The sequence below is a fragment of the Pseudomonas sp. WC1 genome, assembly GCF_050586565.1.
In the GTDB taxonomy this organism is placed as follows: Bacteria; Pseudomonadota; Gammaproteobacteria; order Pseudomonadales; family Pseudomonadaceae; genus Aquipseudomonas.
Genome location: NZ_JBOBDQ010000075.1, coordinates 1 through 22,784, shown reverse-complemented (window position 1 = coordinate 22,784; position 22,784 = coordinate 1). Strand labels below are relative to the sequence as shown.

The window sequence follows — 22,784 nt, the reverse complement described above, 5'->3', positions numbered from 1 at the left end:
AAATCGACGCTAAGCCTAGCCGGAACCGCATAAACCAGGCGACAACGCCAGTTCCTTTCCCAACTACCCTTGTAGACCGTCATCTCTACCCCCATATTGGGGCGACTGACGCGTGAAGGAATCCATCTTGAGCGACCTCCTCAACCGCCGCCTGAGCCTGCTCGGCGACAATATCGACCTGCTCAAGCAGTGCCTGCACGGCATTGAGCGCGAATGCCTGCGCGTGACCAAAGAAGGTCGCCTGGCCCAGACCCCACACCCCGAAGCACTGGGTTCGGCGCTGACCAACGAGCAGATCACCACCGACTATTCCGAGTCGCTGCTGGAGTTCATCACCCCAGCCCTGGCGGACCCGGCCAAGGTGCTCGAAAGCCTCGAACAGACCCACCGCTTCGTCTACAGCAAACTGGGCGACGAACTACTGTGGAGCCCGTCGATGCCCTGCGCGTTGCCGGCCGAAGAAGACATCCCGATCGCCGAGTACGGCAGCTCGAACATCGGCAAGCTCAAGCACGTGTACCGCAAGGGCCTGGCCTTGCGTTACGGGCGCACCATGCAGTGCATCGCCGGCATCCATTACAACTTCTCGCTGCCCGAGGCGCTGTGGCCGCTGTTGCGCGATGCCGAAGGCGGCGAGCAGGACGACCGCGACTACCAGTCCTCGGCCTATATAGCGCTGATCCGCAACTTCCGCCGCTACAGCTGGCTGCTGATGTACCTGTTCGGCGCGTCCCCGGCCCTGGACAAAGGCTTCCTGCGCGGCCGCCCGCACCAGCTCGAAGAGCTTGACGCCGAAACACTGTACCTGCCCTATGCCACCAGCCTGCGCATGAGCGACCTGGGCTACCAGAGCAACGCCCAGGCGGGCCTGACGCCCTGCTACAACAACCTGGCCAGCTACACCGATAGCCTGCGCAAGGCCGTCGGCACGCCCTACCCGCCCTATGTCGAGGTCGGCACGCACGTCGATGGCGAGTGGGTGCAGTTGAACACCAACATCCTGCAGATCGAGAACGAGTACTACTCAAATATCCGCCCCAAGCGCGTCACCTACACCGGCGAGCGGCCGATCCAGGCCCTGACCTCGCGCGGCGTGCAGTACGTGGAAGTGCGCTGCCTGGACATCAACCCGTTCCTGCCAGTGGGCATCGACCTGACCGAAGCCCGTTTCCTCGACGCCTTCCTGCTGTTCTGCGCCCTCGAAGAGAGCCCGCAACTGGACAACGGCGAGTGCGGCCAGTGCACCGACAACTTCCTCACCGTGGTCAAGGAAGGTCGGCGCCCGGGCCTGGAGCTGCGCCGTGACGGCCAACCGGTCGCACTGAAGCAATGGGCAAGCGAACTGATCGGCCGGATCGGCCGGCTGGCCAAGCTGCTCGACCGTGCCCAGGGTGGCAATGACCACGCCAAGGCCCTGGAGGTACAGCAGGCCAAGGTCGAAGACCCCGAGCTGACGCCATCGGCCCAGGTGCTGGCGCGCATGACCGAACATGACGAGAGCTTCGTCCAGTTCTCCCTGCGCCAAAGCCGCCTGCACGCCGAGAGCTTCCGCGAGCAGCCACTGAGCAGCGCGCAGCAACAAGCCTTCGAAACCCTTGCTCGTGAATCGATCGCCAAGCAGTCCGAGCTGGAACAGGAAGAAGTCGGCGACTTCGACCTGTTCGTCGGTGCCTACCAGGCCAGCATCCTGGCAATCAGCAACTGATGAACCGCACCGCCACCCCGCGCAAGCCACGCGCCAGCAGCCAGGCCAGGATCGAAGCGATCCTCGCCGCCGCGCGCGAGCTGCTGGCAGGCCAAGGGGTGGCGGGGTTGTCGATCTACAGCGTGGCCGAACGGGCGCAGATCCCGCCATCGTCGGTGTATCACTTCTTCGCCAGCGTGCCGGCCTTGCTGGAGGCGCTGACCGCCGACGTGCATCGGGCTTTTCGCGAAGCCTTGAGCGCACCGATCGACAGCGCGGCGTTCAGCACCTGGCATGGCCTGTCGCGGCTGATCGAGCAGCGCATGCTCGACATCTACAACGAGGACGCCGCGGCGCGGCAGCTGATCCTCGCCCAGCATGGTTTGAGCGAAGTGGTCCAGGCTGATCGCCAGCATGATCTGGAACTGGGCGAATTGATGCACCAACTGTTCGACCGGCATTTTCAGTTGCCAGCGATGCCGAGGGATGTGCACGTGTTCGCCCTGGCGATGGAACTGAGCGACCGGGTGTATGCCCGCTCGATGCAGCTGCATGAGGCGATCACGCCACGCATGGCGGAGGAAGGGATGCGCGTGTTCGAGGCGTATCTGGGGCTGTATCTGCCGCCTTATCTGGCCAAGCGCTGACCCTGAGCCCTGCAAATATCCTGTAGGAGCGGCTTTAGCCGCAATGCAGCCAACGCGATGTCTGGCACCCGCTCTGCGGGTGATCGCGGCTAAAGCCGCCCCTATAAGGTACCGTGCAAGACTTCAGAGCTTGGCGATAGACACCTCGGTCGATTTCACGAAGGCGATCACCTCGCTGCCCACCTGCAACTCGAGCTCCTTCACGGAACGGGTGGTAATAACCGAGGTAACGATGCCAGAGGCGGTCTGCACGTCGATTTCCGACAGTACCGGGCCTTCGAGGATTTCCTTCACGGTGCCTTTGAACTGGTTGCGAACGTTGATGGCTTTGATGGTCATGGCGTCATTCCTTTTTGCGGTTTCGGGGATTCAATGAGCCCAGCGCAACTGCGTGGGCAACGGGGCGACAGGTTCCGGATCGGGCGGCGTGCCCGGGACGGAGAGAACACGGTTGAGCACTTCGCTTTCCAGCGCCGCCAAGCGGTGCGAACCCCGCACCCGGGGTCGCGGCAGGTCGATGACCAGGTCCAGGCCGACGGCGCCGTCTTCGATCAGGATCACCCGGTCGGCCACGGCGACGGCTTCGCTGACGTCGTGGGTGACCAGCAGCACGGTGAAACCGTGCTGGCGCCACAGGCGCTCGATCAGTTGCTGCATCTCGATACGGGTCAGGGCGTCCAGCGCGCCCAAGGGCTCATCCAGCAGCAGCAGACGCGGCTGATGAATGAGCGCCCGGGCCAGGGCCACCCTCTGTATCTGGCCACCGGACAAGGCTGCCGGCCACTCATTGGCGCGATCGACCAGGCCGACCGCCTCCAGGGCTTCCAGGGCGCGTGGCCGCCAGTTGCCGGACAACCCCAGGCCAACGTTGTCGATCACCTTCTTCCAGGGCAGCAGGCGCGCGTCCTGGAACATCAGCCGGGTATCCTCGCGGGCCTCGGCAAGCGCTGCGGCGCCCGCCAGCAATTGGCCGCCACTGGGCTGGTCGAGCCCGGCCAGCAGGCGCAACAAGGTGCTTTTACCGCAACCACTGCGACCAACGATGGCGACGAACTGGCCAGCCGGAATGTGCAGATCGATCCCGCGCAGCACTTCGCGCTGGCCGAACGTACGACGCAGGTCCCTGGCCGCCAGGGGGATGCCACGCAGCAGGCGTGGCGGTTGTGCCTTGAGTACCGTCATCACGCGCCCTCCTTCTTCGCCACCTGGTAGGCCGGGTGCCAACGCAGCCACACACGCTCCAGGCCGCGGGCGGCCAGGTCGGCGAGCTTGCCGAGCACCGCGTACAGGACGATGGCCAGCACCACCACGTCGGTCTGCAGGAATTCGCGGGCGTTCATCGCCAGATAGCCGATACCGGCATTGGCCGAGATGGTCTCGGCGACGATCAACGTCAGCCACATGAAACCCAGGGCGAAACGCACGCCGACCAGGATCGAAGGCAGCGCCCCCGGCAGGATCACCTGACGGAACAGCGCGAAGCCCGACAGCCCGTAGCTGCGCGCCATCTCCACCAGCGCCGGATCGACATTGCGGATCCCGTGATAGGTGTTCAGGTAGATGGGGAACAGCGTCCCCAGGGCCACCAGGAAAATCTTTGCCGACTCGTCGATGCCGAACCACAGGATCACCAGCGGGATCAGCGCCAGGTGCGGCACGTTGCGGATCATCTGCACCGAACTGTCGAGCAGGCGCTCGCCCCAGTTCGACAGGCCGGTGATGAAGCCGAGCAACAGGCCTAGACTGCCGCCGATCACGAAGCCCAGGCCGGCACGCCAGCCGCTGATGGCCAGGTGGGTCCAGATCTGGCCACTGCGCACCAGCTCGACGCCGGCGCTGACCACCGCGCTCGGCGCCGGCAGGATGCGGGTCGACAGCCAGCCTGCGCTGACCGCCAACTGCCATACCGCCAGCAGCAGGATCGGCAGGGCCCACGGCGCCAGGCGCTTGGACCAGGTGGTGGTGGATGCACGACTCATGGCACCGGCCCTCAGCTCTGCGACACGGACTTGGGCAGGATGTCGTTGGCGACCATTTCACCGAACGGGCTTACGTAGCCACCGGTTTTCGGCTGCTCCGGGCGCTGCACGTCCAGATGCGGGAACAGCAGCTCGGCGACGCGGTACGACTCTTCGAGGTGTGGATAGCCCGAGAAGATGAAGGTATCGATGCCAAGATCGGCGTATTCCTTGACCCGCGCCGCGACGGTCGGGCCATCGCCCACCAACGCGGTGCCGGCACCGCCACGCACCAGGCCGACACCGGCCCACAGGTTAGGGGCCACTTCGAGCTTGTCGCGCTTGCCACCGTGCAGGGCGGCCATGCGCTGCTGGCCGACCGAGTCGAAGCGCGCGAGCGACGCCTGGGCGCGGGCGATGGTGTCGTCGTCCAGGTGCGAGATCAGCCTGTCGGCGGCAGCCCAGGCCTCCTCGTTGGTTTCCCGTACAATCACGTGCAAGCGAATGCCGAAGCGCACCTCACGGCCCTGGGCGGCCGCTTTCTCACGTACCGCAGCAATCTTCTCGGCCACCGCGGCCGGCGGCTCGCCCCAGGTCAGGTACAGCTCGACCTGCTCGGCGGCCAAGTCCTGGGCAGCGTCAGACGAGCCACCGAAGTACAGCGGCGGGCGCGGCTGCTGGATCGGCGGGTAGAGCAGCTTGGCGCCTTTCACCTGGATATGCTTGCCGTCGTAGTCGACCGTTTCGCCTTCGAGCACCTTGCGCCAGATACGGGTGAATTCCACCGACGCCTCATAGCGTTCCTGGTGGTTCAGGTGCAGGCCATCACCGGCCAGTTCGTCCGGATCGCCACCGGTCACCAGGTTGAACAATGCACGGCCGTTGGACAGACGATCCAGGGTGGCGGCCTGGCGTGCAGCCACGGTCGGCGAGATGATCCCTGGGCGCAGGGCCACCAGGAACTTCAGGCGCTCGGTCACCGGGATCAGCGACGCGGCCACCAGCCAGGAGTCCTCGCAGGAACGTCCGGTGGGGATCAGCACGCCGCCAAAACCCAGGCGGTCGGCGGCCTGGGCGATCTGGCTCAGGTAGCCGTGATCGACGGCGCGGGCGCCTTCGCTGGTGCCCAGGTACTTGCCGTCACCATGGGTAGGGAGGAACCAGAAAATGTTAAGGCTCATTGGAGTTGTCTCCTCAAGGGTGGCTCATGCCGGGGGGACGCCCCGCGCAGGCGAAACGTTCAAGGCGCACTGGCGACCTTGGCCGGGGGTGTCCAGATCACGTCCTTGATGCTCAAGGGCTTGGGAATCAGCTTCAGGGCCTGGAAGGTGTCGGCAATCTTCTGCTGTGCGGCGATCACTTCCGGGGTCAGCGGCGCGGCTCCATAGCCTTGGCGCTTGACCGAAGTCAGGGTGATGTCGGCTGGCAGGCCGAGCAGCGGCGCAACCTGGTCGGTGACCTGCTGCGGATTGGCCTGGGACCAATCGCCCACGGCGCGCACTTCTTCAACCAGGGTGTTGATCACCGCCGGGTGCTGGGTGGCATAGCTGCGGGTGGCGAGGTAGAACTGGTGATTGTCGACCAGATCCTTGCCGTCACGCAGGGTGCGTGCCTGCAGCTGTTGCTCGGCGGCGGCCTGGTACGGGTCCCAGATCACCCAGGCATCGACACTGCCGCGCTCGAAGGCGGCGCGGGCATCGGCAGGGGGCAGGTAGACAGGCTGGATATCGGTGTACTGGAGACCGGCGTCTTCCAGGGCACGCACCAGCAGATAATGCACGTTGGAACCCTTGTTGAGGGCGACTTTCCTGCCCTTGAGTTCCTTCACCGACTGGATCGTCGAGCCCTTCGGCACCAGGATCGCCTCGCTGTGCGGGGCTGGCGGCTCATAGGCGACGTAGAGCAGATCGGCGCCCGCGGCCTGGGCAAACACCGGCGGCGTTTCGCCGGTCACGCCAAAGTCGATGGAGCCGACGTTGAGCCCTTCGAGCAGCTGTGGACCGCCGGGGAACTCGGTCCATTGCACGTCGATGCCCTGTTCCTTCAGGCGCTTTTCCAGCGAGCCCTTGGCCTTGAGCAGCACCAGGGTGCCGTATTTCTGGTAACCGATACGCAGGCTCTCGGCCTGGGCTTGGCTGATGGCGCCGAAGGACACAGCCGCCGCGAACAGGGCGACCAGACCACGACGCAAGAAGACTGTGCGCATGGCGCTCTCCTGTGCGAGTTGGGTTCGGGTAGCACCTGCTTGCCTCGTTGACGGGCGAGTAAGGTGGGGACAGCGATGGAGCGGTCAAGCCTGGTTCAGATACTCCAGCGGGCACTGATCAGGCGTTCGTTGAGCACGCCGGGGGCGACTGGTTGGGGCCGGCGCGCCATGGCGCTGTGGAATGTTTCCAGCGAATCCTGCAGGCGCTGCTCCAGGGCAGCGACCAGCTGCGCGGGCCTGGCGCCCTCACCGTAGGCAATCTGGCTGTCGTCGGCGAAGATCCCTTGCAGGGTCTCCTGCGCCTTGAGGGCCGACAGCACGGGCTTGAGCGCGTAGTCCACGGCCAGCATATGGGCGATGCTGCCACCGGTTGCGATCGGCAACACTACCTTGTGTTCCAGGGCCCGCTCGGGCAGCAGGTCGAGCAAGGTCTTCAAGGCCCCGGCGAAGGACGCCTTGTACACCGGGGTGGCCACCACCAGGCCGTCGGCCTGGGCTACAAGTTCGTTGAAGTGGCGCACCTGCGGGCTGTCGAAACGGGCATGCAGCAGATCTTCGGCGGGAAACTCACGCACCTGGAAGGTCACCACTTCGACGCCACGCTCTTGCAGCCAGTCGCGCGAGCGTTCTAGCAGCACGCCGGAGCGTGAACGAAGACTGGGGCTACCACCGACAGAGACAACCAGCATTGAAAGCGCTTCCTTCGATTCGATTGCAGGGCCGCGAGGGGTTGTCCCCGCTGGATGTAACGACATTAACAGCTCGTCACATATACCTATAAATCATATTTTTTCATTTGTTTATTCCATTTATGAATTTCGGATTTGTTGTAGCCACGCAATAAAAAAGGGCCGTCGAAACGGCCCGAAGATCCCTGCTTGGCTAAGAGCAATGCAACGAGGAATGCTTCAGCGATTGGGTTGCGGGGTCAGCCGCAGATAGGGTTTCACCGCCCGATACCCTTTCGGGAAACGACGTTTGATTTCATCTTCGTCCTTGAGCGAAGGCACGATCACTACCTCATCGCCGTCCTGCCAGTTGCCCGGCGTGGCGACCTTGTAGTTGTCGGTCAGCTGCAGCGAGTCGATCACCCGCAGGATCTCGTTGAAGTTGCGCCCGGTACTGGCCGGATAGGTAATGGTCAGGCGCACCTTCTTGTTCGGGTCGATGACGAACAGCGAGCGCACGGTCAGGGTGTCGCTGGCATTGGGGTGGATCAGGTCGTACAGGTCGGAAACCTTGCGGTCGGCATCGGCGATGATCGGGAAGTTGACCACGGTGTTCTGGGTCTCGTTGATATCGTCGATCCACTTGTGGTGCGAGTCCACCGGGTCCACCGACAGGGCGATGGCCTTGACCCCGCGCTTGGCGAAATCATCCTTGAGCTTGGCGGTCAGGCCCAGTTCGGTGGTGCACACCGGGGTGAAATCGGCCGGGTGGGAGAACAGCACGCCCCAGCTGTCGCCCAGCCATTCGTGGAAACGGATCTTGCCGGCGCTGGAATCCTGTTCGAAATCGGGGGCGATATCGCCGAGTTTGAGGCTCATGGAAGCGGCTCCTGTGCTGTGTCTGGCCTTGTGGGTTCAATGTGCCTGCTTCCGAATCAAAATAAAAAGAATAAATATCGATTTATTTATAACCATATTGCATACGGAATCGCAGGCACAAAAAAGCCTCGCACTAGGCGAGGCTTTCTTTGTGCAGCTACGACTTACATGAAGGCGTAAGTGTAGTTGACGATGAAGCGAGTCTGGTCTTGGTCGGCGCTGCTTTCACCAGCGCCACGATAGACGCCCTGACGGAGGCTGAAGCCCAGACCTTTGAGGGTACCCTGCTGAATGGTGTAGTCGACGCGAGCATCACGTTCCCATTCATTGTAGGTGCCGTTACCCGACTTGTTGCGGATGTCATCACCACGCAGGTAGGACACCGATGCCTTCAGGCCCGGTACACCCAGGGCAGCGAAGTCGTAGGAGTACTGACCAAAGGTGGTGTTCTCGCCAGCACGGGCAAACTGGTTGATCATGCTGTCGGTAAACAGGTAGAAGCTGGAGCCGCCAGCGCCTTCAGGACGGTTGTTGCCGTCGCGCACAGCGCCTTGGTTCAGCCAGACGAAGCCGCCGTCATCGCCGATCTGCTGGTGACCCAGCAGGAACGCGTGACCACCCAGGGTGTAGGTGAACATGGCCGACCAAGTCTTGTTGTCGACCTTGCCGGCGTTCTTGGCGTAACCGCCGTTGTTGTCGAAGGCGTAGGTGCCGACGTCGCCGTTTTTGCCGTCGCTGCTGCTGTCGAAGTAGCGCAGGTCGGTTTTGAACGATTGATTGTCAGCGATCTTAAAGACGTGCGTGGCACCCAGGAAGTGCTGCTTGTAGAAGTCTTCGAGATTCGAGTAGTAGTACTGCAGGGTCAGGTCCGGAGTGAGTTTGTAGTCCAGACCGCCGTAGCGGAACTTGTTGCTGTCGGCAAAGGCACCGGAAACCGACAGGCCGGTGCGGTTGCTCGAAGCACGGCCCATCGCGTGGGTCAGCTGACCGGCGTTGATGGTCAGGTTGTCGATTTCCTTCGAGGTGATGGTGCCGCCTTCGAAGGTTTGCGGCAGCAGACGACCGTCGTTGCTGACCAGGATCGGCAACATTGGAGCCAGTGCGCTACCGAAATGCGCTTCGGTCTTGGAGAAGCGAGCCTTGGCGTTACCACCGATGCGGGCCCACTGGCTTACCGAGGAGCCATTGCTATCATCCGGAAGGAAGCCGCTCTTGTGGTAGCCCTTGCCACCATCCAGGTGGATACCCCATACGGCTTGGGCATCGACACCAAAACCAACGGTACCTTCGGTAAAACCAGAAATGTAGTCGAGCTTGAAACCTTGGCCGGTTTCACGCTGATCCGGGCGTTTGAAGTTGGTAGAGGCGCTTGGATGGGCCTCACGGTTATTGTTGTCGAAGTACATGGTGCGCGAGCTCAGGGACAGCTTGCTGTCCTCGACGAAACCTGCAGCGCCTGCTTGTTGGGCGAGAACCCCCAGTGCCACGGCCAGAGCCAGGCTGGACTTGTACATGTTTTGCTCCTCTACGTTCTAATTTTTGTGCGTCTCAAGCGGCGGAGTCTGCTGCCCCACTCACCCGGATTGGCGATTTAGCACCAAAGCGTGACCGCCTAGTCAATCACTAACGATCGATTCGCGACTTTGGTCTAACCCGCCGACCTGCGCTACAGGATAATGACAATCCTATAAATCCAAAATGACCGTTTTATGAATCTGTAAGATTTTTACGGAATAACATCGGAACCATTCCTACGAATCGTTGTATCGACGCCGTCAATCATACCTTTAGGTTATGTGCAAACGTTTGCAAGGGTGGCGACCAACGGCCTCCCGTCGGAACCGATCAAGCGTAGCTAGCTTGGGGGATTCCGCCACTGGCACCGCCGCCCCACACGGACGGAGGTCAGAGCGATTGGCTTTTAAGCTAATTCTAAAAAGTTATTTATTTCATGTTTCTTAGATCATCTAGTCTTCTCGCCATCTATCCCGAATGCCTGACGAGAGGTTCAACCATGATCCCGCATGCTCCGCTGCGCCTGTTCGCCGCCCTGACCCTCGCCAGTGCCAGTTGGCTGGCCCAGGCCGCCGACCTGACCGTCGCCTACCAGACCACCGTCGACCCGGCCAAGGTGGCCCAGGTCGATGGCACCTATGAAAAGGACAGCAAGGCCAGCATCGACTGGCGCAAGTTCGACAACGGCGCCGATGTGATCACCGCCGTCGCCTCGGGCGACGTGCAGATCGGCTACCTCGGCTCCAGCCCGCTGGCCGCCGCCGCCACCCGCAAATTGCCTGTGGAAACCTTCCTGATCGCCACCCAGATCGGCGCCGGTGAAGCCCTGGTTGCCCGCGACAGCATCAAGACCCCCCAGGATCTGGTCGGCAAGAAAGTCGCCGTGCCGTTCGTTTCCACCGGCCACTACAGCCTGTTGGCCGCACTGAAGAGCTGGAACATCGACCCGTCGAAAGTGCAGATCCTCAACCTCGCGCCACCGGCGATCATCGCCGCCTGGAAACGCGGCGACATCGACGCCACCTACGTCTGGGACCCGGCCCTGGGCGTGGCCAAGGAGAACGGCAAGGTGCTGATCACCTCCGGCGAGCTGGCCGAGAAAGGCGCGCCGACCTTCGATGCCTGGATCGTGCGCAAGGACTTCGCCGCCAAGCACCCGGAGATCGTCAAGTCGTTCGCCAAGGTCACCCTCGACGCCTACGCCGACTACCGCAAGGACCCGCAAGCCTGGCTGGCCGACAAGGACAACGTCGCCAAACTGGTCAAGTTGTCCGGTGCCAAGCCCGCCGATATTCCGGTACTGCTGCAGGGCAACGTCTACCCACTGGCCGCCGACCAGGCCAATGCCCTTGGCGCACCGACCACCCAGGCGCTGACCGACACCGCCACCTTCCTCAAGCAGCAGGGCAAGGTCGATGCCGTGCTGCCGGACTACGCGCCCTACGTCAGCGCCCAGTACCTGCCCAACTGATCCGGAGCCCGTCATGGCCTTGCTCGAGCTGGAGCGCATCAGCGCACAGTACCCCGGCGCCACCACCCCGGTGCTGGCCGATATCAACCTGAGCCTGGGTCCGCGCCAGCTGCTGGTGGCCCTCGGGCCTTCCGGCAGCGGCAAGACCTCGCTGCTCAATCTGATCGCCGGCTTCGTCGCTCCCAGCGGCGGGCGCATCACCCTCGATGGCGCACCGGTGCAAGGCCCGGGCGCCGAGCGCGGCGTGGTGTTCCAGGACGATGCGCTGCTACCCTGGCAGAACGTGCTCGGCAACGTCGCCTTCGGCCTGGAACTGGCTGGCGTGCCGCGTGCGCAGCGTGAAGCCAAGGCGCGAGAGATGCTGGCGCTGGTAGACCTGGCCGGCTTCGGCGAGCGGCGTGTGTGGCAATTGTCCGGCGGGCAGAAACAACGTGTCGGCCTGGCCCGGGCGCTGGCCGCCGACCCACGGGTGCTGTTGATGGACGAACCGTTCGGCGCCCTCGATGCCTTTACCCGCGAACAGATGCAGGAGCTGCTGCTGCAGGTCTGGCAGCGCACCGCCAAGCCAGTGTTCCTGATCACCCACGACATTGAGGAAGCGGTGTTCCTCGCCACCGAGCTGGTGCTCCTTGCGCCCAATCCGGGGCGTGTGGTCGAACGCCTGCAACTGGACTTCGGCCAGCGCTACGCCGCTGGCGAGTCGGCCCGGGCGATCAAATCCGATCCACGCTTCATCGAAACCCGCGAGCACGTGCTGGCGCGGGTGTTCTCGCAACGTCAGGAGTCCGCATGAGCAGCATCGAATTGCCGGCCGCCGCCAAGCAGGCCCCCCGGACGCCACCTGTCGTGAAAACCCGCAAGCCCTTGCCGACCCGCTGGATCAGCGCCCTCACCCTGGCCTCGCTGCTGTTGGTGTGGTGGCTGGTTACCACCGCCGGCTGGATCGAGCCGCTGTTCCTGCCCTCGCCCGCCGATATCCTGGCCAAGGGTTGGACGCTGCTCACCCAGGGCTACATGGACGCCAGCCTGTGGCAGCACCTGGGCGCGAGCCTGGGGCGCATCGGCCTGGCGCTGCTGGCCGCCACCCTGACCGCCATCCCGGTAGGCATCGCCATCGGCTACAACCGCGTGGCCCGCGGCATCCTTGATCCGCTGATCGAGTTCTACCGACCGATTCCACCACTGGCCTACCTGCCGCTGATCGTCATCTGGTGCGGCATAGGCGAGCTGTCGAAAGTGCTTTTGATCTACCTGGCGATCTTCGCCCCGATTGCCATCGCTACCGCCACCGGCGTGCGCACCGTCGACCCCGCCAAGCTGCGCGCGGCGCAGTCGCTGGGCGCCAGCAAAATCCAGCTGATCCGCCATGTGATCCTGCCCAGTGCACTGCCCGACATCCTCACCGGCATCCGCATCGGCCTCGGCGTGGGCTGGTCGACGCTGGTGGCCGCCGAGCTGATCGCCGCCACCAGTGGCCTGGGCTTCATGGTGCAGTCGGCAGCGCAGTTCCTGGTCACCGATGTGGTGGTCCTGGGGATCCTGCTGATCGCCCTGATCGCCTTCGCCCTGGAGATGGGCCTGCGCGCCCTGCAGCGCAAGCTGGTGCCCTGGCACGGCCAGAGCCATTGACCACCGAATGACCACGCCGGCAACCCGGCACCTGCAACGAGAAACCACATGAGCCTGACCGTTACCCCCTTGAGCCCGGCACTGGGCGCGCAGATCAGCGGCGTGGACATCAGCCGCGACATCACTGCCGAACAGCGTGACGCCATCGAGCAGGCGCTGCTCGAACACCAGGTGCTGTTCTTCCGCGACCAACCGATCACCCCCGAGCAGCAGGCGCGCTTCGCCGCCCGCTTCGGCGACCTGCATATCCACCCGATCTATCCCAATGTGCCGGAGACACCGCAGGTGTTGATCCTCGACACCGCAGTTACCGATGTGCGCGACAACGCCGTATGGCACACCGACGTGACTTTCCTGCCGACCCCGGCGCTGGGCGCGGTGCTCAGTGCCAAGCAGCTGCCGTCCTATGGTGGCGATACCCTGTGGGCCAGCGGCATAGCTGCGTTCGAGGCGCTGTCGGCGCCACTGCGCGAGATGCTCGACGGCCTGACCGCCACCCATGACTTCACCAAGTCGTTCCCGCTGGAACGCTTCGGCACCACGCCCGAGGACCTGGCACGCTGGGAGGCGACCCGGCGCAACAACCCGCCGCTGTCGCATCCGGTGGTGCGCACCCATCCGGTCAGCGGACGCAAGGCGTTGTTCGTCAATGAGGGGTTCACCACGCGGATCAACGAACTGAACGAACTGGAGAGCGAGGCGCTGCTCAAGCTGCTGTTCGCCCATGCGACGCGGCCAGAGTTCAGCATTCGCTGGCGTTGGCAGGAAAATGACGTGGCGTTCTGGGACAACCGCGTGACGCAGCACTTTGCGGTGGATGACTACCGCCCCAGCCGGCGGGTGATGCATCGGGCGACCATCCTGGGGGATGCACCGTTCTGAAAGATCCGGGGAGGCCGTTGGCCTCCTTTCGCTGGCAAGCCAGCTCCCACAGGTTTTGCCACAACCCTGTGGGAGCGTCCCCAGCGTTCTACCTGACCAGGTGCAGGTACTGCATGTGCCGCTCGTACTGGTCGAGGATGTCGTTGATGATCTGTTCCTTGCTGTAGCCCACCAGGTCGTAGTTCTGGCTGCCCTCGGACAGATGCACCTCCGCACGGTAGTAGCGGCGGTTCTTCAAGTCCTGGGTGCCCAGCCCGCCCAAGGCGAACGATGGCGTGAAGTAGCCGCGCATCTGCACCTGGTAGATGAACGGCTGCTCCTCGCCATGGCCGATCTTCAGGCTGACGTTGTCATGGCTCGGGTCGTCCTGGGTGATCAACACCAGGCCCTTCTGCTCGAACACCTCGCGCACCTCGGCGATGGCCGGGCGCACCACGTCGTCCATGAAGCGATACACCTCGTCCCGAGACGGGAAGTGCACCGCCTGGCTCAGGCGTTGGCGCCAGCCACCACGCCCGCGCCGGGATTGGGCGAACGGCGCCAGCGAATGCATCTGCGCGATCTGCCGCTGGCTTTCCAGGTAGAAGGCCTTGTGCAGCCCCCACATCATGCACAGCAGGATCAGCGAGAACGGCAACGAGGTCAGCACCACCGCCGACTTCAGCGAGTCGATGCTGCCGGCGAACAGCAGGCTGCTGGTAATCAGCGCAGTCATCGCGCCCCAGAAGATCCGCAGCCAGTTCGGACCGTCCTCGTCGGCGCCGCCGCCCTTGGCCGACAGCGTCGACAACACCACGGTGCCAGAGTCGGCCGAGGTGACGAAGAACACGAAACTGATGAACACCGTCACGGCGATCACCGTCTTGCTCCACGGGTAGGTTTCCAGCAGCAGGTACAGGCTCATCGACGGGTTGTCGAGGGCTGACTGGCCGAGCGCGGTCATGCCGTGGTTGATCACCTGGTCCAGGGCGCTGTTGCCGAAGATCGACATCCACGCCAGGGTGAAGCCCAGGGGAATCAGCAGCACGCCGAAGACGAACTCGCGAATGGTCCGGCCCCGCGAGATACGGGCGATGAACAACCCCACGAACGGCGCCCAGGCAATCCACCAGGCCCAGTAGAACACCGTCCAGCCACCCAGCCAGTCGCGTTGTTCGCCGTAGGCGTACACGTCGAAGCTCTTGCGCGGCAGGGCGCCAAGGTAGTCACCGAGGTTCTGGATCAACGTATTGAACAGGTGCTGGGTGGGCCCTGCGAACAGCACGAACAGCAGCAGCGCGCAGGCCAGGAACAGGTTGATGTCGCTCATCACCCGCACGCCCTTCTCCACCCCGGCGACCGCCACGGCCACGGCCGCGCCCATCATCAGGGTGATGAGGATCACCTGCACCCATTGGCTGTGGCTGATGCCGAACAGGTAGTCCAGGCCTGCGTTCAGGTGCAGTACGCCGAAGCCCATGTCGGCGCCCAGGCCGAACACCGTGGCGATGATGCCGAAGCCATCCACCGCGTAGCCGATCGGCCCGTTGATGCGCTTGCCGATCAGCGGGTATAGCGCCGAGCGCAGGGCCAGTGGCAGGTTGTGACGGTAGGCGAAGTAGGCGAGCGCCATGCCGACGAAGGCGAACACACCCCAGCCGTGCAGGCCCCAGTGCAGGAACAGGATCTGCATCGCCTGGCGCCCGGCCTCGGCCGTGCCCGCCTCACCTTGTGGCGGCTGGAGCATGTGGGTCAGCGGTTCGGAGACGCAGAAGAAGAACAGCGTGATGCTGATACCGGCGGCGAACAGCATGCCGGCCCAGGAGAGGTAGCTGAACTCGGGTTCGTCATGGTCGGCGCCGAGCTTGATCTTGCCGTAGCCGGACAACGCGGTGACCACCACGAACACCAGGTACAGGGTCATGGCCAGCATGTAGTACCAGCCGACCGTGTTGGCCGCCCAGTTCTGCGCTGCCAGCAACCACTCGCCGGCAGCCTGTGGCTGGGCGATGACGATCAGGCCGAAGATGAGGATGAAGCTTGCCGCGAAATAGAACACGGGGGGGTTCATGCGGATCTTGCCGTTGGCAAGGTCGGGGGTCGGTGCACTCATTGAACGGGCACCTCGTCACGGGACGTGAGGTTCGGATTGAACGGGTTCAGCAAAGGCGATTCCTCCTTTTGAACACCGGCAATGGACCAGCGTTTTCGTTGAACAAGCGTTCAAGTTAAACATGGATCGGATTTCAATGCGACCCGATGCCGCTCCAGGGCGTGATCGAGGTGGAGGCGGGAAGTCCCGCCGCCACGCCTCATAAGCCTTGAGCTAGAGGGCTTTCTTGCCCTCGCAATCCAGTTGCAGGTTCGCCTGGGTAATGTTGCTGTCAGCCGGCACGCTGCGGGTCAGCCAGACATTGCCGCCAATGGTCGAACCCTTGCCGATGGTGATCCGCCCGAGGATGGTCGCGCCGGCGTAGATCACCACGTCGTCCTCGACGATCGGGTGCCGCGCCAGGCCCTTGTGCAAGGTGCCGGACTCGTCGCTGGGGAAGCGCTTGGCGCCCAGGGTCACCGCCTGGTAGATGCGCACCCGCTCACCGATGATCGCGGTCTCGCCGATCACCACGCCGGTGCCGTGGTCGATGAAGAAGCTCGGGCCGATTTGCGCACCGGGGTGGATGTCGATGCCGGTGGCCGAGTGCGCCAGCTCCGAACTGATCCGCGCCAGCAGCGGCAGGCCGGCTCGATAGAGGTGGTGGGCCAGCCGGTGGTGGATGATCGCCAGGATGCCGGGGTAGCACAGCAGCACCTCGTCGACGCTGCGCGCCGCCGGGTCACCGTGGAAGGCGGCGAGTACGTCGGTGTCCAGCAGCACGCGCAGCGCCGGCAGGGCCGCGGCGAAATCCTGGATCAGGCGCAGGGCGTGGGTATCGACATCGACCACATCGGTCTTGCCATGGCGCGCCGCGTAGCGCAGTTCCAGACGGGCCTGGGCCAGCAGCGCGGTGAGGGCGGCGTCGAGGGTGTGGCCTACATAAAAGTCCTCGCTTTCCTCGCGCAGGTCCACCGGCCCGAGGCGCATGGGGAACAGCGCGCCGCACAGCTGCTCGAGGATCTGCCGCAGCGCCTCGCGCGACGGCAGTTCGCGCCCGCCCTGCTCGCCGCTGCTGCGGCCATTGCTGCTGCGCCACTGCTCGCGGGCGTTGCGCAGGCCACTGACGATACCCTGCAGTTGCCAGTGCCCGGTTGATGGTTGTTCGCTCACGGTGTTTCTCCTGCCAGGCGGCTTTCTCGATTTACATACGCTCCTACAAGGAGGTGCAAAACACGATACGTCAAATCTGCCTCTTGGAAAAAACAACGCTTTATTCCATCCTGAGCTAAGTCGGGTATAAGCCGTTGCAATTTGCAGCTTTGGAATAACAACCTGATTTTTTATTATTTCCCGGCCTATGAAGCCCACCTCTATAGTCGCCACCTCACTACTTCCACAACAAGCGCGGGGCATGCCATGACCAAATTCGCCAAACCCCTTCTCAACGCCAGCCTGGCGCTCCTGCTCGGCGCTGGCCTGCTCGGCCAGGCCTTTGCCGGCGAACAGTTGAAGACCATCCAGGAAAAAGGCGTGATCAACGTCGGCCTGGAAGGCACCTACCCACCGTTCAGCTTCCAGGACGAAAACGGCGAGCTGACCGGCTTCGAGGTCGAGCTGTCCGAGTTGCTGGCCAAGGAGCTGGGGGTCAAGGCCAAGGTCCAGCCGACCAAGTGGGACGGCATCCTCGCCGCACTGGAATCCAAGCGCCTCGACGTGGTGATCAACCAGGTGACCATCTCCGAGGAACGCAAGAAGAAGTACGATTTCTCCGAGCCCTACACCGTTTCCGGCATTCAGGCCCTGGTACTCAAGGGCAGCGACAACGAGAAAAACATCAAGACTGCCGCCGATCTCGGTGGCAAGAAGGTCGGTGTCGGCCTGGGCACCAACTATGAGCAATGGGTGAAACAGGATGTGCCGACAGCCGATGTGCGCACCTACGAAGATGACCCGACCAAGTTCGCCGACCTGCGCAACGGTCGTATCGACGCCATCCTGATCGATCGCCTGGCTGCACTCGAGTACGTCCAGAAAACCGCCACGGACAAGAAACCGACCGCACTCGCTGGCGAGAAATTCTCCAAGCTGGAATCGGGCGTGGCCTTGCGCAAAGGCGAACCTGAACTGCTCGATGCGCTGAACAAGGCCATCGACAAGCTCAAGGCCGACGGCTCGCTGGCCAAGCTGTCCGAGAAATACTTCGGTGCCGATGTCACCAAATGATCGCTGAAAGCCTGCAACTCGTTGTCGATTCCGCGCCCTTCCTGTTGAAGGGCGCGGGTTATACCGTGCTGCTCAGCGTCGGCGGCATGTTCTTTGGCCTGGTGCTGGGCTTCGCCCTGGCGCTGATGCGGCTGTCGAAGGTCCTGCCGCTGGACTGGCTGGCGCGCATCTATGTGTCGTTCTTCCGCGGCACGCCGCTGCTGGTGCAGCTGTTCGTGATCTACTTCGGCCTGCCGCAGATCGGCATCGAGCTCGATCCGATCCCGGCCTCGCTGATCGGCCTGTCGCTGAACATGGCGGCGTATATCTGCGAGATCCTCCGTGCGGCAATCTCCTCGATCGACCGTGGCCAGTGGGAAGCAGCCGCCAGCATCGGCATGACCCGCACCCAGGCCATGCGCCGGGCGATCCTGCCGCAGGCCCTGCGCACTGCCCTGCCACCGCTGGGCAACAGCTTCATCTCGCTGGTCAAGGACACCGCCCTGGCGGCGACCATCCAGGTGCCCGAGCTGTTCCGCCAGGCGCAGCTGATCACCGCACGGACCTTCGAGGTCTTCACCATGTACCTGGCTGTCGCGGTGGTCTACTGGATCCTCTGCAGCATCCTGGCGCACTTCCAGAACCGCATGGAAGCGCGGGTCAACCAGCACGACCAGGAGCACTGAGATGATCGTAGTAGAAGGCCTGACCAAGCAGTTCAAGGGCCAGACCGTGCTCAACGGCATCGACCTGAGCGTGCAGCCCGGCGAAGTGGTGGCCATCATCGGCCCCAGCGGCTCGGGCAAGACCACCTTCCTGCGCTGCCTGAACCTGCTGGAAACCCCCGATGCCGGGCGCATCCAGATCGGCGATATCAGCATCGATGCCAACCGTCCGTTGGGTGGCCAGCAGAGTGCGATCCGCCGCCTGCGCCAACAGGCCGGTTTCGTGTTCCAGAACTTCAACCTGTTCCCTCACCGCACCGCCCTGGAAAACGTCATCGAAGGGCCGGTGATCGTCAAGAAGACGCCCCGCGACAAGGCCATCGAGCTGGCCAGGCGCCTGCTGGCCAAGGTCGGCCTGGCAGGCAAGGAGGACGCCTACCCCAAGCGCCTGTCCGGCGGCCAGCAGCAACGGGTGGCCATCGCCCGGGCCCTGGCCATGGAGCCGGAGGTGATCCTGTTCGACGAGCCCACTTCGGCGCTCGACCCCGAACTGGTCGGCGAAGTGCTGGAAACCATCCGCGGCCTGGCCGAGGAAAAGCGCACCATGATCATCGTCACCCACGAGATGAGCTTCGCCCGCGATGTCGCCAACCGGGTGATCTTCTTCGACAAGGGCGTGATCGTCGAGCAGGGCGAGGCCAAGGCGCTGTTCGCCAACCCGAAGGAAGAGCGCACACGCCAGTTCCTGCGCAAGTTCCTCGGCACCGCCGCCGGCCAGGAATGAGCCCGATGCGCGGGGCTCACACCTCGCGCAGGTTGTGACAACGCCTGAAGCGCGCTTCCAGGTTGCGATCGGGCATCTGGTGGCTGCGCAGGGCGTTGAGGGTCTGCTCCACGTAATCGCGCGTGGTGCCATAGCGCCCCTTGGCGCTGGCGAGGATCTGGCTGAGCAGGGTGTCCGGCAGGTTGCCCGCATAGCACGGCAGGTGCCGCTCCAGCACGAAGCCCAGCGCCTGCACCTTGCTGCCATCGTTCAGGCGGCAACTCAGCCAATGCGGACGGTAGGCCGGGAACGGCATCTCACGTTGCCACAGTGCCATCAGCGAGTCATGGAGGTTGGTTTCGTCCAGACGGAAGGCAAAACCGCTGCAGGAGCCGCCACGGTCCAGGCCGAACACCAGGCCCGGGCACTCCGGAGTGCCACGGTGTTCGTGGGACCACAGGTAGAGGCCGCGGTGGTAACCATGCACCCGCGCCCGCTGGCGCTCGACCGAGTTGCATTCGGGGCGCCAGATCAGCGAACCGTAGGCAAAAAGCCAGACCGGGCCGCCTTCGTGCTGGGACATGGTTTCCTGCATCGAACGCTGCAGTTGTTCACGGGTCAACTGCTGCCCGAAGTCGAGTGACGGCGGATAGGCTATTTGCCAGGATGAACTTTCAAGCGTCGACATGAGCTGCCGCCATTAATTCCTGAGAACTACCAAAGTGCAGGTATTGCCGTGCCTGTTCGGATGCTATCGCGGGGCAAGCCCGCTTCCACAAAGGCCTACCAGGATCGCGTGGGAACGGGTTTGCCCGGCGATTTACCTGGTACCTAACGTAAGGCAGAACGCACTTTGCACTCAACCCCGAAAACAGGATTTCATTAAAGCATCCGCTGAACGGAAACTAATAGTCCGAGTATAGCGAAACTTATTACCCGCACCGGTAACAATCTCCGCCATATAATCAACAGGAAAACACTTGGTTATTAAACCCGACACGCCCTTGCAGCGTGCCGGGTTACTTCACCCGCGTGGCGCGTAGGCGAACACGTCAGCCCGCATGCGGTGGGCATCCATGCCTGCCTCGACCAATGCATCGAGGGTGGCGTAGACCATGTTCGGCGAGCCACTGGCATAGACATGCACCTGGTTGAGGTCGCCAATGTCCTCGCATACCGCTTCGTGGAGCAGGCCACACCGCCCTTCCCAACCGCACAGATCGCTGACCACCTTGTGCAGGAACAGGTTCGGCAGGCGCTCCCACTCGGCCCAGTGCTCGATCTGGTAGAAGTCTTCAGGCCGGCGCACCCCCCAGTACAAGTGCACCGGGTGCTTGAAGCCCTGCGCCCGGCAGTGCTCGATCAGGCTGTGCATCTGCCCCATGCCGGTCCCGGCGGCGATCAGTACCAGCGGGCCGTCGGGTAACTCCGCCAGGTGAGCATCCCCAAATGGCAGTTCGATGCGGGCCAGGCCATTGCGCTGCAACTGCTCGATCAACTGCACGGCACTGCTTTCGCGGGCCAGCACATGCAACTCCAGCTCTCGCCCACCGTGGGGCGCCGAAGCGAGCGAAAAAGCTGCCTTGTCCATGCCCTCGCGCTCGATCATCAGGTATTGCCCGGCGTGGTAGCGGGGCGGCTTGCCGGCCGGCGCGCGCAGGCGCACGCGCCAGACATCGCCACCGATCTCGACGCACTCGCTCACGGTACAGGCCAGCTTGCGCAGCGGCAGCTCGCCCAGGGCCAGCACACCATCCCACAGCAACACACAGTCCTCCAGCGGCTCGGCGATGCAGGTGAACAGCTCACCGTGATCGCGCACTTGGCCTTCCTGGCGAACACTGCCTTCCACCAGCAGCGCGGCACACACATGGCAGTTGCCGTTGCGGCAGCTATTCGGGCAGTCATAGCCCAGGCGCCGTGCCGCATCCAGAATCCTTTCACCCGGTTCGACCGCCAGTACCGCCCCGGAAGGCTGCAAGGTTACCTGCATCAATCTATTCCCAACTGGTCCCACAGCTCATCGATACGGCGGGTGACGGCCTCGTCCTTGACGATGACCCGGCCCCATTCGCGTGTAGTCTCGCCCGGCCATTTGTGCGTGGCGTCCAGGCCCATCTTCGACCCCAGCCCCGATACCGGCGACGCGAAGTCGAGGTAGTCGATCGGGGTGTTGTCGATCATCACCGTATCACGCTTGGGGTCCATGCGCGTGGTGATGGCCCAGATCACATCGTTCCAGTCGCGAGCGTTGATATCGTCGTCGGTGACGATAACGAACTTGGTGTACATGAACTGTCGCAGGAACGACCACACACCCAGCATCACGCGCTTGGCATGGCCAGGGTACTGCTTCTTCATGGTCACCACCGCCATGCGGTACGAGCAGCCTTCCGGCGGCAGGTAGAAGTCGGTGATCTCGGGGAACTGCTTCTGCAGGATCGGCACGAACACTTCGTTCAGCGCCACGCCAAGGATCGCCGGCTCATCCGGCGGCCTGCCGGTGTAGGTGCTGTGGTAGATCGGCTTTTGCCGGTGGGTGATGCGCTCGACGGTGAACACCGGGAAGCTGTCCACCTCGTTGTAGTAGCCGGTATGGTCGCCGTACGGGCCTTCCGGGGCCATCTCGCCGGGGTGGATCACGCCCTCGAGGATGATCTCGGCGGTGGCCGGTACCTGCAGGTCGTTACCACGGCACTTGACCAGTTCGGTGCGGTTGCCACGCAACAGGCCAGCGAAGGCGTACTCGGAAAGCGTGTCCGGGACCGGGGTCACGGCACCGAGGATGGTCGCCGGGTCCGCGCCCAACGCCACGGCTACCGGGAACGGCTGGCCAGGATGCTTCTCGCACCATTCGCGGTAGTCCAGCGCCCCGCCGCGGTGGCTCAGCCAGCGCATGATCACCTTGTTGCGGCCAATCACCTGCTGGCGATAGATACCCAGATTCTGGCGGTCCTTGTTCGGCCCGCGGGTCACGGTCAGGCCCCAGGTGATCAGCGGCGCAACATCGCCAGGCCAGCAGTGCTGGATCGGCAGCTGGCCGAGGTCGACATCATCGCCTTCGACCACGATTTCCTGGCACACCGCGTCCTTGACCACCTTCGGCGCCATGGACACGACCTTCTTGAAGATCGGCAGCTTCGACCAGGCGTCCTTCAGGCCCTTCGGCGGCTCGGGCTCCTTGAGAAACGCCAGCAGCTTGCCGATCTCGCGCAGTTCTTCGGTCGACTCGGCGCCCATGCCCATGGCCACGCGCTCGGGGGTCCCGAACAGGTTGCCCAGCACCGGCATGTCGAAGCCGGTGGGTTTTTCGAAGAGCAAGGCCGGACCCTTGGCGCGCAGCGTGCGGTCGCAGACTTCGGTCATTTCCAGAACTGGGGAGATGGGAACCTGGATGCGCTTGAGTTCACCGCGCTGTTCCAGGCCACGAATGAAGTCGCGTAGATCGCGATACTGCATGCAAGGGCCTCGTGTTGGGCGTATCGGTCGGGGTGCAGAGTGTAGCGCCGTTGGCGGGGTAAAGGCCAAGAATGACTTGGGG

22 protein-coding genes are annotated in these 22,784 nt (G+C 63.5%); 9 read left to right on the top strand and 13 right to left on the bottom strand.

Features of this window, described 5'->3' with window-relative positions:
* The first annotated feature begins 127 nt into the window (after positions 1-127).
* On the top strand, positions 128-1,705 hold the full coding sequence (gene gshA, locus ACQ4OD_RS24205) for a glutamate--cysteine ligase (RefSeq protein WP_430945067.1): 1,578 nt from the start codon (positions 128-130) through the stop codon (positions 1,703-1,705).
* On the top strand, positions 1,705-2,331 hold the full coding sequence (locus ACQ4OD_RS24200; protein ID WP_198753727.1) for a TetR/AcrR family transcriptional regulator: 627 nt from the start codon (positions 1,705-1,707) through the stop codon (positions 2,329-2,331). Before gshA ends, ACQ4OD_RS24200 begins: the two co-directional genes overlap by 1 nt.
* Positions 2,332-2,454: 123 nt before the next feature.
* On the opposite strand, the gene ACQ4OD_RS24195 is transcribed toward ACQ4OD_RS24200, so the two are convergent.
* The 8 genes from ACQ4OD_RS24195 to ACQ4OD_RS24160 all read right to left on the bottom strand — a co-directional run bounded on the left by ACQ4OD_RS24195 (position 2,455) and on the right by ACQ4OD_RS24160 (position 9,556).
* Complete coding sequence (locus ACQ4OD_RS24195; protein WP_008095172.1) at positions 2,455-2,670, bottom strand: TOBE domain-containing protein; 216 nt, start codon at positions 2,668-2,670, stop codon at positions 2,455-2,457.
* A gap of 30 nt (positions 2,671-2,700) precedes the next feature.
* Complete coding sequence (gene ssuB / locus ACQ4OD_RS24190) at positions 2,701-3,513, bottom strand: aliphatic sulfonates ABC transporter ATP-binding protein (protein WP_430945066.1); 813 nt, start codon at positions 3,511-3,513, stop codon at positions 2,701-2,703.
* Complete coding sequence (gene ssuC / locus ACQ4OD_RS24185) at positions 3,513-4,310, bottom strand: aliphatic sulfonate ABC transporter permease SsuC (protein ID WP_046857519.1); 798 nt, start codon at positions 4,308-4,310, stop codon at positions 3,513-3,515. The genes ssuB and ssuC overlap by 1 nt, the downstream gene beginning before the upstream one ends.
* A gap of 11 nt (positions 4,311-4,321) precedes the next feature.
* Entirely contained in the window at positions 4,322-5,470 is a 1,149-nt protein-coding gene (ssuD, locus tag ACQ4OD_RS24180) for an FMNH2-dependent alkanesulfonate monooxygenase (protein ID WP_038707156.1), read from the bottom strand.
* A 59-nt stretch (positions 5,471-5,529) separates the two neighbouring features.
* Complete coding sequence (locus ACQ4OD_RS24175; RefSeq protein ID WP_258701207.1) at positions 5,530-6,495, bottom strand: sulfonate ABC transporter substrate-binding protein; 966 nt, start codon at positions 6,493-6,495, stop codon at positions 5,530-5,532.
* Positions 6,496-6,590: 95 nt separating this feature from the next.
* Entirely contained in the window at positions 6,591-7,184 is a 594-nt protein-coding gene (gene ssuE / locus ACQ4OD_RS24170) for an NADPH-dependent FMN reductase (protein ID WP_139667838.1), read from the bottom strand.
* 219 nt (positions 7,185-7,403) lie between these two features.
* Positions 7,404-8,042, bottom strand: coding sequence for a peroxiredoxin (locus tag ACQ4OD_RS24165; RefSeq protein WP_046857522.1), 639 nt, complete (start codon positions 8,040-8,042; stop codon positions 7,404-7,406).
* Between the two features lie 164 nt (positions 8,043-8,206).
* Positions 8,207-9,556, bottom strand: a complete 1,350-nt coding sequence (locus ACQ4OD_RS24160; protein WP_430945065.1) for an OprD family porin — start codon at positions 9,554-9,556, stop codon at positions 8,207-8,209.
* Positions 9,557-10,056: 500 nt separating this feature from the next.
* Here ACQ4OD_RS24160 and tauA point away from each other — a divergent pair, with 500 nt between their 5' ends.
* The 4 genes from tauA to tauD are packed head-to-tail and all read left to right on the top strand — an operon-like array spanning position 10,057 to position 13,539.
* Positions 10,057-11,028 (top strand): taurine ABC transporter substrate-binding protein, encoded by a 972-nt coding sequence (tauA, locus tag ACQ4OD_RS24155; protein ID WP_430945064.1) that lies wholly within the window; start codon positions 10,057-10,059, stop codon positions 11,026-11,028.
* A gap of 13 nt (positions 11,029-11,041) precedes the next feature.
* On the top strand, positions 11,042-11,821 hold the full coding sequence (gene tauB / locus ACQ4OD_RS24150) for a taurine ABC transporter ATP-binding subunit (RefSeq protein ID WP_139667831.1): 780 nt from the start codon (positions 11,042-11,044) through the stop codon (positions 11,819-11,821).
* Positions 11,818-12,657 carry a taurine ABC transporter permease TauC gene (gene tauC / locus ACQ4OD_RS24145; RefSeq protein WP_430945063.1) on the top strand — a complete coding sequence of 280 codons (840 nt, stop codon included), beginning with the start codon at positions 11,818-11,820 and terminating at the stop codon, positions 12,655-12,657. The genes tauB and tauC overlap by 4 nt, the downstream gene beginning before the upstream one ends.
* Positions 12,658-12,705: 48 nt before the next feature.
* Positions 12,706-13,539 (top strand): taurine dioxygenase, encoded by an 834-nt coding sequence (tauD, locus tag ACQ4OD_RS24140; protein WP_102683471.1) that lies wholly within the window; start codon positions 12,706-12,708, stop codon positions 13,537-13,539.
* Between the two features lie 88 nt (positions 13,540-13,627).
* Here the strand turns inward: tauD and betT are convergent, their stop codons facing one another.
* Both betT and epsC read right to left on the bottom strand, forming a co-directional pair.
* Complete coding sequence (gene betT, locus ACQ4OD_RS24135) at positions 13,628-15,589, bottom strand: choline transporter BetT (RefSeq protein ID WP_173862440.1); 1,962 nt, start codon at positions 15,587-15,589, stop codon at positions 13,628-13,630.
* Between the two features lie 255 nt (positions 15,590-15,844).
* Positions 15,845-16,783 (bottom strand): serine O-acetyltransferase EpsC, encoded by a 939-nt coding sequence (gene epsC / locus ACQ4OD_RS24130; protein WP_046857529.1) that lies wholly within the window; start codon positions 16,781-16,783, stop codon positions 15,845-15,847.
* 246 nt (positions 16,784-17,029) lie between these two features.
* On the opposite strand from epsC, the gene tcyJ reads away from it, so the two are divergent.
* The 3 genes from tcyJ to tcyN are packed head-to-tail and all read left to right on the top strand — an operon-like array spanning position 17,030 to position 19,264.
* Complete coding sequence (tcyJ, locus tag ACQ4OD_RS24125) at positions 17,030-17,836, top strand: cystine ABC transporter substrate-binding protein (RefSeq protein ID WP_430945062.1); 807 nt, start codon at positions 17,030-17,032, stop codon at positions 17,834-17,836.
* Positions 17,833-18,501: a cystine ABC transporter permease gene (gene tcyL / locus ACQ4OD_RS24120; RefSeq protein ID WP_430945061.1), complete on the top strand. Its 669-nt coding sequence runs from the start codon at positions 17,833-17,835 to the stop codon at positions 18,499-18,501. The genes tcyJ and tcyL overlap by 4 nt, the downstream gene beginning before the upstream one ends.
* Position 18,502: 1 nt before the next feature.
* The gene (gene tcyN / locus ACQ4OD_RS24115; protein WP_110700142.1) at positions 18,503-19,264 is read left to right on the top strand and encodes an L-cystine ABC transporter ATP-binding protein TcyN; all 762 of its coding nucleotides are present in this window, start codon (positions 18,503-18,505) and stop codon (positions 19,262-19,264) included.
* A gap of 16 nt (positions 19,265-19,280) precedes the next feature.
* Here the strand turns inward: tcyN and ACQ4OD_RS24110 are convergent, their stop codons facing one another.
* From ACQ4OD_RS24110 to ubiD, 3 genes are all read right to left on the bottom strand, one after another.
* Entirely contained in the window at positions 19,281-19,931 is a 651-nt protein-coding gene (locus tag ACQ4OD_RS24110) for a gamma-glutamylcyclotransferase (protein WP_139667822.1), read from the bottom strand.
* A 336-nt stretch (positions 19,932-20,267) separates the two neighbouring features.
* On the bottom strand, positions 20,268-21,236 hold the full coding sequence (locus ACQ4OD_RS24105) for a CDP-6-deoxy-delta-3,4-glucoseen reductase (RefSeq protein ID WP_367857417.1): 969 nt from the start codon (positions 21,234-21,236) through the stop codon (positions 20,268-20,270).
* Positions 21,236-22,702, bottom strand: coding sequence for a 4-hydroxy-3-polyprenylbenzoate decarboxylase (gene ubiD, locus ACQ4OD_RS24100; RefSeq protein WP_046857534.1), 1,467 nt, complete (start codon positions 22,700-22,702; stop codon positions 21,236-21,238). Before ubiD ends, ACQ4OD_RS24105 begins: the two co-directional genes overlap by 1 nt.
* Positions 22,703-22,784: the final 82 nt, after the last annotated feature.